The 7,281-nt window shown below is 75.5% G+C and carries 8 protein-coding genes and 1 pseudogene; 4 read left to right on the top strand and 5 right to left on the bottom strand.

Annotated elements, in window-relative coordinates; genetic code table 11:
• The 4 genes and pseudogenes from ACIQKA_RS06095 to ACIQKA_RS06080 all read left to right on the top strand — a co-directional run.
• A pseudogene (locus ACIQKA_RS06095) lies at window positions 1–196 on the top strand (BatC protein); the annotation flags it as partial.
• The gene (locus ACIQKA_RS06090) at window positions 193–1,398 is read left to right on the top strand and encodes a cupin domain-containing protein (protein ID WP_402540119.1); all 1,206 of its coding nucleotides are present in this window, start codon (window positions 193–195) and stop codon (window positions 1,396–1,398) included. The pseudogene ACIQKA_RS06095 and the gene ACIQKA_RS06090, both read left to right, overlap by 4 nt.
• Before the next feature lie 10 nt (window positions 1,399–1,408).
• Window positions 1,409–2,305, top strand: a complete 897-nt coding sequence (locus ACIQKA_RS06085) for a sucrase ferredoxin (protein WP_383151974.1) — start codon at window positions 1,409–1,411, stop codon at window positions 2,303–2,305.
• A 195-nt stretch (window positions 2,306–2,500) separates the two neighbouring features.
• Window positions 2,501–3,235 (top strand): dienelactone hydrolase family protein, encoded by a 735-nt coding sequence (locus tag ACIQKA_RS06080; RefSeq protein ID WP_383430070.1) that lies wholly within the window; start codon window positions 2,501–2,503, stop codon window positions 3,233–3,235.
• A gap of 180 nt (window positions 3,236–3,415) precedes the next feature.
• Here the strand turns inward: ACIQKA_RS06080 and ACIQKA_RS06075 are convergent, their stop codons facing one another.
• The 5 genes from ACIQKA_RS06075 to ACIQKA_RS06055 form a co-directional block, all read right to left on the bottom strand.
• Window positions 3,416–3,733: a hypothetical protein gene (locus tag ACIQKA_RS06075; protein ID WP_390106350.1), complete on the bottom strand. Its 318-nt coding sequence runs from the start codon at window positions 3,731–3,733 to the stop codon at window positions 3,416–3,418.
• Window positions 3,730–4,362, bottom strand: a complete 633-nt coding sequence (locus ACIQKA_RS06070) for a sigma-70 family RNA polymerase sigma factor (RefSeq protein ID WP_391095149.1) — start codon at window positions 4,360–4,362, stop codon at window positions 3,730–3,732. Before ACIQKA_RS06070 ends, ACIQKA_RS06075 begins: the two co-directional genes overlap by 4 nt.
• Window positions 4,363–4,606: 244 nt before the next feature.
• On the bottom strand, window positions 4,607–5,179 hold the full coding sequence (locus ACIQKA_RS06065; RefSeq protein WP_383151978.1) for an antibiotic biosynthesis monooxygenase: 573 nt from the start codon (window positions 5,177–5,179) through the stop codon (window positions 4,607–4,609).
• Window positions 5,180–5,341: 162 nt separating this feature from the next.
• Window positions 5,342–6,244, bottom strand: a complete 903-nt coding sequence (locus tag ACIQKA_RS06060; RefSeq protein ID WP_383151979.1) for a serine hydrolase — start codon at window positions 6,242–6,244, stop codon at window positions 5,342–5,344.
• Window positions 6,226–7,245 carry a LysR family transcriptional regulator gene (locus ACIQKA_RS06055; RefSeq protein ID WP_390106354.1) on the bottom strand — a complete coding sequence of 340 codons (1,020 nt, stop codon included), beginning with the start codon at window positions 7,243–7,245 and terminating at the stop codon, window positions 6,226–6,228. Before ACIQKA_RS06055 ends, ACIQKA_RS06060 begins: the two co-directional genes overlap by 19 nt.
• Window positions 7,246–7,281 lie beyond the last annotated feature (36 nt).

Below are 7,281 nucleotides of genomic sequence, written 5' to 3'. Positions count from 1 at the left end.
CGGCGTCCACGACGGAGGCGCCGACGGCGGAGCCGAAGGCCCCGCGGACGGCGGCGCGGCCGGCACCCCCGGCGTCCACGACGGAGGCGCCGACGGCGGAGCCGAAGGCCCCGCGGACGGCGGCGCGGCCGGCACCCCCGGCGTCCACGACGGAGGCGCCGACGGCGCTGCCGACGAGACCGGCCGCGGCGTTTGAGCACGGCCCCCACGACGCTTCGGGACACCGCCGCCGACACCGGCCGCGGTGTCCTCGAAGCGCGTCTGACGCACCTCGGCCGCGAGGAGTTCGCCCGGGACGTCTGGGGGCGGGTGCCGCTGCTCACACGCGGGGCCGGTGACTTCTCCGACCTGTTCTCGGCGTCCGCCGTGGACGAGCTGGTCTCCCGGCGCGGGCTGCGCACCCCGTTCCTCCGCGTCGCCAAGAACGGTTCCACCCTCCCCGAGTCCGCGTTCACCTCCTCCGGAGGAGTCGGCGCGACGGTCGCGGACCAGCTCGACGACACCGCGCTGTGGCGGAGCTTCGCCGACGGCGCCACCCTGGTCCTGCAGGCGCTGCAGCGCACCTGGGAGCCGGTCGCGGACCTCGCGTCGCGGCTCGGCACGGAGCTGGGCCACCCGGTGCAGGCCAACGCCTACGTCACCCCGCCGCAGAACCGCGGGTTCGACGCCCACTACGACGTCCACGACGTCTTCGTCCTGCAGGTCGCCGGCACCAAGCGCTGGATCGTCCACGAGCCCGTGCACCCGGACCCGCTGCGCGACCAGCCCTGGACCGACCACCGCGCCGCCGTCGCCGACGCGGCCCGGGGCGAGGCGCACCTGGACACCGTGCTCGGACCCGGCGACGTCCTCTACCTGCCGCGCGGCTGGCTGCACGCCGCCGAGGCGCAGGGCGAGGTGTCGATCCACCTGACGCTCGGCGTCCACACCTGGACGCGGCACGCGCTGGCCGAACAGCTCGCGCGGGCCGCCCTCGCGCTGCTGCGCGACGACCCCGAGATGCGCGGCTCCCTCCCCCTGGGTGCGGACGGGCCGGACGGCGAACTCGCCCTCGTACGCCGGCGTCTCGCCGAGGCCCTCGCCGAGGCCGATCCCGCGCCGCTGTTCCACCGCGACCGCCGCGGCCAGGCGCGCCCCGGCCCCCTGGGGCCGCTGGCGCAGCTCGCGGCCGTCGACGGCCTCTCCGCCGGGACGCCGGTGCGCCTGCGCGAGGCTCTGGAGGCACGGCTCGACGGCGGGCGGCTGTCCACCCGCGTCGGCTGGCTCGACTTCCCGGAGGCGGAGCTGCCGCGGGTGCGCCGGATCCTCGACGGGGAGGCCCACCACGCCGGTGACCTGGGCCTTCCCTTCGTCGAACGACTTCTGCGGGCGGGCGTCCTGGTGCCTGCCGGGCCGTGAAGCGGGCGGCATGACGGTTCCCGCGCGGTTCTTCTGCTCCGAGGCCGCCCGGCTGCGCGGCGACGCGCTCGCGGGCACGGCGCCGTACGGCTCGGTCTGGATCCTCATCGAGTACCGGGCCGGCTGGCCGGTCAACGGCTTCGACGGCCTCGACCTCGAACCCGAGGTCAAGGCGCGGGTGTTCGCCGCAGCCCAGGCGCTGCGCGCCCGCATGCTGTTGATCAGGCGCCACGGACGCCGCAGGCCGGACGAACCGCCGCGCTGGGCCGTCCTGCGGTACGACGGGGACGGCGCCCACCGGCAGAAGTGGGGCGTCTGGCGGAACGACAAGGACCTGGCGGAGATCGTCGACGCCCTGGACTCGCCCGGGGACCGGGACCACCCGCCCGTCGTCCTCGTCTGCGCCCACGGCACGCACGACACCTGCTGCGCCGTCCGGGGCCGTCCGGTGGGGCGCGCGCTGAACGACCGCTGGCCGGACCTGGTGTGGGAGTGCACCCACGTGGGGGGCGACCGGTTCGCCGCCAACGTCGTCGTCGCACCCGACGGCGTGTACTACGGCGACCTCGACGCCGCCTCGGCGGTGGCGGTGGTCGAAGGGCACCTGGCGGACCGCATCGGCGCGGACCACCTGCGCGGGTACACCGACCTCGTACCGTCCCAGCAGGCCGCCCTGTCCGCCGTGCTCCGGCACGCGGGCCCCTCGGGGCGGCACGACTACGCGATCGAGGAGACGGTCCGCGAGGGCGACCGGTGGCGGATCCGCGTCACCGGCCGCCTCGCCGGTCTCTCGGCCTTCGAGGTCGAGGTCCGCGCCCACCGGTCCCCGCCCCTCCGGCTCACCTGCCGCGGCCTGTCCCCCGCCTCGGCGGTGTCGTACGAGGTCGTGTCGCTGCGCGTCGGCTGATCCGGCCGCGGAGCCCGCCCGAAAACCGTTTGGCGGAGCGGCACGCGCGCTGTTACGTTTCCGGCGGCCGTGCGAGAGAACGAGGAGGTGGTACCCGTGAACGCAGTATCGACACGGGTGCTCCCCTCCGGGGTCACGGCCGGGCGATAGGTCGTCCGGGAGCGCCGTTCCCGCGCACTCCCGAAAGGCACGACCGTGCACTTCACTTCCGAACAACGCCTCGACGACGGCGTCCTCGAACGCGAATTCACACTCGGCGAGATCCCCGGCGTCCTGTGGACGCCCGCGTCACCCTCCGCACCGGCACCGCTGATCCTGCTCGGCCACCCGCCCCTGGGGCTGCGCAGGATGTATCCCCGGCTGGTGGAACGGGCCCGGCAAGCGGCGGCGGACGGCTTCGCCTCGGCCACCATCGAGCTCCCCGGGAGCGGCGACCGGCCCCGCTGGGCCGGCCTCGAACAGGCCCGTGCCGACCTGCGTCGGGCCCTGGAGGCCGGCGGGCCGGTCGACGCCGGGATCGTGGACGCGCTCGTCCTCCCGCTCGTCGAGAGGGCGGTACCCGAATGGCGGACCGCCCTGGACGCCCTCCTGTCGCTGCCCGGGATCGGCGGCCCGGTCGGGTACTCGGGAGGGGTGATCTCCGTCGGCGTCCGGCTCGCGGTGGTCGAGCCGCGCGTCTCGGCCGCCGTTCTGTTCGCCGGGAGCCTGGTGCCCGCCGCCGTGTTCGAGGAGGCCCGCCGGGTCACCATTCCGCTGCACGTCCTGCTGCAGTGGGACGACGAGGGCAACGACCGGCAGGCGGCCCTGGACCTGTTCGACGCCTTCGGCTCCGAGGAGAAGACGCTGCACGCGAACATGGGCGGGCACACCGGCGTCCCCCGGTTCGCGGGAGACGCCGCCGCTCGGTTCTTCACCCGGCACCTGAGGTAGGGCCGGGCCGTCAGGGTCCCCGGCGGACCGGCGACCCGTGTCGAGCGGGCCGCCGGTCCGCCGGCAGGCACCGCGCCCGGAAGCGGCGGTGCCCGCGCGGGCGGTGCGCGCCGTGCGCGGCCGTCGGCTTCGGCGGACCGGGAAGGCGCCTCTCCGGCCCGGCCGGGTCGTACGCGATCGTCAGGTGCGGCGCAGCGTGCAGCTCCCCTCCGTGCAGGAGCGGCGCAGCCGTCCGGCCGAAACGGCCTCCGCGAGGCCGACGGCCCAGCACATCGGGCAGCCGCGCAGGGCGACCAGGCCGACCGGGGCGAGCAGCAGACTCGCGGGGCCGACGGCCGGGAGCAGGGCCAGCGACCCGATGAGCGCGCCGAATCCGATCGCGCCGCGGGCCAGGTGGCGCGGGACGGTGGCGCCGGCGAAACCGCCGCGTTCGCGCGTGCCGTCATCGGCGGGGGTGCCGGGCGGGGCGGTGCTCGTCGCGGTGAGGTCGGTCGTCATCGTCCCCGTCCTTTCGTGCGTGTCGGTTCCTCGCCCACCCGTTCCTCCCGCAGTGCCTCGCGTACCGTCGAGCGGGCCCGGTGCAGGCGGGACTTCATCGCGGCGGAACTCAGCCCGAGCCGGTCCGCGACGGCGCGGCCGGGCAGGCCCTGGATGTCCCGCATGACCAGCACCCGCCGCTGGTCGGCGGGCAGGGCGGCGATCGCGGCCCCGACCCGTTCGGCCTCCAGGCGCAGCAGGGCGTCTTCCTCGGCGGACCGCGCCGTGTCGCCGGACGCGTGGTTCCCGTCCGACGGTTCGTAGCGGCCCGGAGCGTCCCCGCCCCCGCGCCCCGGCGCGGCCGGGCCGTGGGAGAGCAGGGTCCGGGTGCGCCGCAGGCACTCGTTGCGGACGATCCGGAACATCCACGAGGCCAGCGCCCCGGAGGCCCGCAGCATGCCGATCTTGCGGTAGAGGATGATCACCGCCTCCTGTGCGGCGTCCTCCGCGTCCTGGGGTGTGGCGCACAGGGTGCGCGCGAACCGGTGCACGTGCGGGTACGAGCCGTGCACCAGGGCGGTGAGCGCCTCCGTGTCACCGCGCTGCGCCGCGGCGATCAGGGTCTCGCCGGGCCAGGTGCGGTCAGCCACGCCGACGCCTCCGACGGCGCAGCACGGTGACGGCGCACACGCACAACAGCAGCGCGGCGGCCGCGGCGATGACGACGGTGGTCATGGGTTCCTCCCGGTGGGCGGTGGAGCGGACGAGGTCGTCCGCACATGCATCAGAGGCGAGACGGACACGAAAGGATTCACCCCTCGCCGAGAAAGGTCCGCGTCCGGAGGGAGCCCCCCCCTCTCGCCCGTGTGGCTTCGTCCCTCGCGCGGGCGGCGCCTACGGGGTGAGCCAGCCGCGCAGGGCCCTGCTGACGGCCGGCATCGCCACGTACGTCATGAGCACGTTGAAGACGCAGGCCGTGACGGCGCTGCTGAGGAGGAGGGGGAGCGCGGCCAGGTGGGGCAGGAGGAAGAGGCCCCCGAGGACGGAGATCGGATAGACGGCGAGGGTCGCGCCGACCGCCATCTTCCACCGGGGCGGCGCGGGCCGTACGGAGCCCGGTTCGGCGAACCAGGTCTCCATGCCGGTCAGTTCCCGCCGGGCGACCTCGGTGTGGTGGTGTCCGGCGCAGTCCGCGAACCAGGCCGCGCGCTCGGGCGACTCCTGCCAGGTCCGGCACGCCCCGGCGTCCCGGAAACGGTGGACGAGGAACCACGGGGCGTCGCCGCCGGAGGAGCGGAAGAATCCGTATCCGAGGTGGCCGGGAAAGGTGGCCGCGGTGTCGAGGATGCCCTTCGCCCACCGTTCGAAGGCGGCTTCGTGGCCGGGGTCGACCCTGCGGGCTATCAGGAGGGTGACCTCGCCGGTGTCGGCGGGGACGGTGGTGTGCTCCAGGCTTGTCGCGGTCAAGACGGACTCCTCGTGATCTCGCCGCGCCCCCCGGTACTGTACGCGCCGTACGGGGCGGGCACCGGCGTCCGGGCGGAGTGGGGGTCCTCGGGGCCGGCTTCGGCGGTGGTGCGGTCCGTCCGCGCTCCGGGTGGAGGAGGAAGCCGATGCGCACCCGGTCGGTCAGACGTGGCGCAGGTGGTCGCGCAGCGCACGGGCCGCCTGGCCCATCAGGGCGTCCGCGCCGGGCTGGACGGCTGCCGGTACCAGGGATTCGGTGAGGACCGCGACGGCGTAGGCGCCGCCGTCGGTGTGTTCCACCACGCCGATCTCGTGCCGGAGGTTGAGCAGGGTGCCGGTCTTGGACCACCAGGTGGTCGCGTCCGAGGCGAAGTCGGGGGTGAGGCGCTGACGGAGCATGTTGTGCAGCATCAGTCCGCGCACCTCCTCCGCGACCCGCGGGTGAAGGGCCTTGGGCGCCCAGAGCTCCTGGAGCAGGTCGACCCATGCCCTGGCGCTGCCGGTGTTGGCACGCGTCGTGTCGAGCTGCGGCACCCGGTGGCCGCGTCCACTGGTGCCGGCGTCGATGGCGAGCGCGTGCGCGAGGTGCGCCTGGCCGGTGTCGAAGCGCTCGACGGGGGTGTCGCTCAGTTCGTCGACGGTGTGGCGCACGGTGATGCCGTGGATGCCGAACTCCCGCAGGAGGGCGGTGACCCGGGCCGGCGGGGTGAGGCCGAAGAGGGCGTCGGCGGCCCGTTCGTCGCTCAGGCACGTGCTCAGGTAGAGCAGGTCGTCGACGGCGATCCGCGCGGGATGGCGAAAGCGGCTCAGGCCGGTGGGCCCGGGAACGGTGCTGCGTCCCGGGGCGACGTCGAGCGGGGTGGAGCCGTCGAGTTCGCCGCGCCGGACGCGTTCGAAGGTCGCCACCGCCAGGGGGACCTTGACCAGCGAGGCCGAGGGGAGGGCGGTGTCCGGGTCGACGCCGATCTCCCGGCCGGTGCGCAGGTCCCGCACCAGGAGGCAGCCCCGCAGTCCGCCGTCGGTCAGCCGCCGCTCCACCTCGTCGATCAGTGTGCCGGTGCGCATGTGCCCGCCTTCCGCTCCTCGTCCGTTCCGTCCCCGCTCGTGACCGTGGTCGTGGCCGAGCCCTTTCTCGTGGCCGGGCCCGTGTCCGTGGGCGTGCTTGTGGGCGTGCCTGTGGCCGTGGCCGCTGTCGGGCCCCCGTCCGGGTCCGCGCCCAGGCAGCGGGCGAGGGCGCGGCCCAGGCGGCTGACCGTTCTGGCCGGGTCCCCGCCGTCCGCCGCGCGGAGCGCGAACCCCCGGACCGGGGACAGTTCGCCCATCGGGCGCCAGTGCAGGCCGAGCCCGGCGGCCTCCCCGGCCGAGCAGAGCAGCAGACCGTCCCCGTACAGCACTTCGGCCACCGCCTCCGTCAGGTCGGTCGCCGCGGCGAACTGCGCGGGCCGCAGCCCGACCGCGTCCCGCAGTCGTGCCAGCGGGTCGCGGACGTGCGGCACGTCGTCCTCGGGCTGGATCCACAGCCTCCGTGCCGGACCCCGGTCGGTCCGGCCGATCCGGAGCGTCTCCAGCCAGAAGCGGCGCGCGCCGGGGCCCTCGGCCGTGGCGACGCCCAGGGGCACCGACCAGACCGCTTCGTCGGGCGGCACCGCCAGCACCGCGGCCCGCACCTGCCGGGCCCGCACCAGGTCCTGGCGTTCGGTGGGCGGCGCGACCCGGAGGTCGAGGGCGATCCCGAGGGCCCGGGCGTCGGCGACGAGGCGCGCCAGCGCCACCGTGCCGCAGACGGCGGGCACCGCGATCCGCCACGGTCTGCGCCGTGCCGTCTCGGCCTCGTGGAGCAGGACGTCGGCGGCGCGCACCAGGGCCCGTGCCGAGGGCAGCAGGTCCCGGCCGAACGGGGTGAGCACCGCACGGCGCGACGTCCGTTCGAAGAGCTGCTCCCCCACGTACTCCTCCAGCGCGGCGACGCGACGGCTGGCCACCGGCTGGGACATGCCGGCCGCGGCCGCCCCGACGGTGAAACCGCCGTGCTCGCTGACGCTGACGAAGGCTCGACTCGCTGCCACCAGATCCACACCCCGCACCCTATGCGCCGCCGCGTT

Source organism: Streptomyces sp. NPDC092045, assembly GCF_044756005.1.
GTDB lineage: Bacteria > Actinomycetota > Actinomycetes > Streptomycetales > Streptomycetaceae > Streptomyces.
The sequence above is the reverse complement of the archived record's forward strand: the minus strand, read 5'-3'. Positions and strand labels throughout refer to the sequence as shown.

Bases quoted from the DNA above. Each gene is read 5' to 3' on its own strand.
- ACIQKA_RS06085 (WP_383151974.1), top strand. From the start codon at position 1,409: ATGACGGTTCCCGCGCGGTTCTTCTGCTCCGAGGCCGCCCGGCTGCGC.
- ACIQKA_RS06075 (WP_390106350.1), bottom strand. From the start codon at position 3,733: ATGACGACCGACCTCACCGCGACGAGCACCGCCCCGCCCGGCACCCCC.
- ACIQKA_RS06060 (WP_383151979.1), bottom strand. From the start codon at position 6,244: ATGCGCACCGGCACACTGATCGACGAGGTGGAGCGGCGGCTGACCGAC.